Origin of the sequence: Arthrobacter sp. Hiyo1 (assembly GCF_001263615.2) — a bacterium.
In the GTDB taxonomy this organism is placed as follows: domain Bacteria; phylum Actinomycetota; class Actinomycetes; order Actinomycetales; family Micrococcaceae; genus Arthrobacter.
On sequence record NZ_DF952468.1, the window covers coordinates 539,171 to 541,860 of the forward strand.

Annotated in this window: 2 pseudogenes; one reads left to right on the forward strand and one right to left on the reverse strand. The window is 67.0% G+C overall.

Features of this window, described 5'->3' with window-relative positions:
• Window positions 1-17: 17 nt before the first annotated feature.
• Window positions 18-1,342 (reverse strand): annotated as a pseudogene (locus tag AHiyo1_RS02445) (glutamyl-tRNA reductase).
• A 148-nt stretch (window positions 1,343-1,490) separates the two neighbouring features.
• Between AHiyo1_RS02445 and hemE the strand changes: the two are divergent.
• A pseudogene (hemE, locus tag AHiyo1_RS02450) lies at window positions 1,491-2,615 on the forward strand (uroporphyrinogen decarboxylase).
• Window positions 2,616-2,690 lie beyond the last annotated feature (75 nt).

Consider the following 2,690-nt stretch of genomic DNA (forward strand, 5'->3'; position numbering starts at 1 on the left):
GGGCGGGGTCGCGGAAGCTAGGCGCTTTCAGCCTGCTGAGGTGCTTGGCGGTGGTCCACGGGGCACTCTGCTGCGGGTGACGCAGCCGGCTGCTCCACCTGGATGCCATACAAGGCCTCGAGCGCGGCCACGTACTCGTCTTGCTGGCCGTTTGCGGCGAGTTCGCGTGCGCGGACCGTGGGGATGTGGAGCAATTGCTTGACCATGCGGCGGAGCGCGAACTCGACCTCTTCGGCCGCGGCGGTGCAGCCGTGCCGGGCCCGGACTTTCTCCATCTCGGCGTCGAGCACGTTCATGGTGTGTCGGCGCAGCGCCACAATGGCCGAATCGACGGACCGGGCTTCGCGCTCCTGCTCGAAGGCTTCTGCCGCGCCGGAAACAATGGTGCTCGCTTGTGCCAGCGACTCCGCTTGTTCCTGGGGCGCCGCGAGCCGCACGGATTCGAGCGTCAGGAGTCGACGCCGTCGAGCTCGCCCACTGCGGGGTCGAAGTCGTGGGTGAGGGCGAGGTCGATCGCGATGAGGGTCTGGGTGGACAAAGCGCGGACCTTGGCGAGCTCTTCGGCCTCAACGCGGGTGTCCGATCCGCTGCAACCGATCATCACATCGGCGGCAGCGACGGCGGCAGGGAGGGTTTCGGCGTCGAGCGCGGTTCCGCCGCGGGTTGCTACGAAAGCCTCGGCGCGGCCGGAAGACGAGTAGACGGAGACGTCGGTGCAGCCGCGATCGCGAAGCAGCGACATCGTGGCTCCGGCGTAGGCCCCGGTCCCGAAGACAACTACCTTCTTGGTGCTCCAGTCGGCATTCTCGGAGAGGTCGGTGGCGAGGTCCAGCGCAACTGAAACGATGGACAGGCCCCGCGAACCTAGTGCGGTCTGGGCTCCGACGTCCTTGGCCGTCTTGGAAGCGGCCTGGAACAAGCGGACCAGTCCGGAACTCGCGGTTCCTTCGTGCTGGGCAGTGATGAGGGCGCGACGCACCTGGCCGGCGATTTCGCGTTCGCCGACGACGGCGGAGTCCAATCCGGCGCTGACGGCGAAGAGGTGCCTGCTGACCTCAGGGCCGGTGCGGGTGCTGAAGGCGCGCGAGACGAGTTGCTCGTTGAGTCCGCTCAGGCCACTGATCTGCGAGACGAGCGCCGAGCGGGCCGCTTCGAGATTCTCTGCGTGCGGCGTTTCGCCGTAGATTTCGTAGCGGTTGCAGGTGGCCAGGACCACGGCGCCGGAGACAAGTTGGGAATCGGCCAAGGCGGACGAGGCAACCTCGGATGAACCGTTGCTCAACTGAGCGACGGTCTCAAGATCGATGTCGGCGTGTGTAGCCACCAATGAGAAAAGAACCACAGCAAAGCAATCATAGCTTTTTCGGCGCCATGTAGAACAACGCGGGTCAGTGGTTCTCCGCACTGCCGGGAGTGATGCCCGTCACCACGGATGGTGGGGGACAGGCTGTCGTTATCTTTTGGCCCCGATCTTCGGCACAATCGAAGGCATGACTTCCAGCTCCGCACTGCCTCATTCTGTGCCGGCCAACGGCACTTCCGGCACCGCCGCCTCAAGCCTTGATGCAAGCCACCCGCTGATGGATGGCCGCACCGCAGACTCCCCGCTGATCCAGGCGTACCGCGGAGGCAAGCCGTCCCGCCGTCCGGTGTGGTTCATGCGACAGGCAGGCCGCTCGTTGCCGGAATACCTCAAAGTCCGTGAAGGCGTGGCGATGCTGGACTCCTGCCTGCGTCCCGAACTCGCCTCCGAGATCACTTTGCAGCCGGTTCGCCGCCACGACGTCGACGCGGCAATCTTCTTCTCCGACATCGTCATCCCCCTCAAGCTGGCGGGGGTCGGCGTGGACATTGTCCCCGGCATCGGTCCTGTCCTGGACAAGCCCGTCCGCACCGCTGCGACGTAGCAGCCCTGCCGCAGCTGACCTGGGAAGCCCTCGAACCGATCCGCGAGGCCGTGCGCCTGACGGTCGCTGAGCTCGGCACCACGCCCCTGATCGCTTCGCCGGCGCGCCGTTCACGCTCGCCGCATACATGGTGGAAGGCAAGCCTTCCCGCGACCACCTCGGTCCGCGCACCATGATGCACGCCGATCCGGAAACCTGGACCGCCCTGGCCAATTGGGCAGCCGACGCCTCCGGCATGTTCCTGCGCGCGCAACTGGAAGCCGGCGCCTCCGCAGGGCAACTGTTCGACTCCTGGGCAGGTTCCCTTGGCCTGGCCGACTACGCCAAGTACGTTGCACCCGCCTCGACCCGCGCCCTTGACCACGTCCGCCACCTCGGCGCGCCGCTGGTCCATTTCGGTACGGGAACGTCCGAGTTGCTCGTCGCGATGCGCGATGTCGGCGTGGACGTCGTCGGCGTGGACTACCGGCTGCCCCTTGACGAGGCAACCGGCGGCTCGGCGGCACCGTGCCCTTGCAAGGCAACATCGACCCCGCGCTGCTCTCCGCGCCGTGGGAGGTCCTGGAAGCCCATGTCCGCGAGGTGATCGCAGCCGGATCCGCGGCCCCGGGCCACGTCCTGAACCTCGGCCATGGCGTGCCCCCGGAGACGGACCCCGCGGTCCTGACCCGGGTAGTGGAACTCATCCACTCGATCCCGGCAGGATAGCGAGCATGAGCCGCGGGCACGCGCAGTCCGAGCAAACACGGTCCGAACACGCACTTCCCGGGCATTCGGCAGCCG